The sequence below is a fragment of the Marinomonas transparens genome (assembly GCF_016463975.1).
Classification (GTDB): Bacteria; Pseudomonadota; Gammaproteobacteria; order Pseudomonadales; family Marinomonadaceae; genus Marinomonas; species Marinomonas transparens.
In genome coordinates, this window is record NZ_JAEMNX010000074.1 from 1 (window position 1) to 409 (window position 409).

1 protein-coding gene is annotated in these 409 nt (G+C 50.1%); it reads left to right on the plus strand.

Annotation, left to right across the window (positions count from 1 at the left end):
* A partial coding sequence (locus I8J31_RS20700; protein ID WP_199470483.1) for a hypothetical protein occupies window positions 1-409 on the plus strand: 409 nt, incomplete at both ends.

Here is a 409-nt window from a genome sequence, read left to right on the forward strand (position 1 = left end):
GGGGGAATTAAAGGCCGATAATATCACCCTAACCGCGACGGCTTTAAACAATACGGGCAGTAAAGGTAACATCCAAGCCAAAGACAGCCTAGTCATCACACTGCAAGGGGATCTCGTTAACAAAGACGGCGCTAAGATCCAAACGTCTTCGGAATCCACCCATGGGCAATTAACGATAGAGGCCAATAGGGTCACCAACCAAAGCATCCTCGCTGCCAACCAGCTTACTATCCTTGCTGCACAACTGGATAACCGCACAGCCAACGCCAGTATCTATGGGATCGACAAGGTCGACCTAACTCTGACGGGACAATTGAACAACACCGACAACGCCTTAATACAATCGGACAACCAGCTCATTATTGATGCCGATGGCAACATTACCAACAGCAGTGCGACGCTCGCCTCG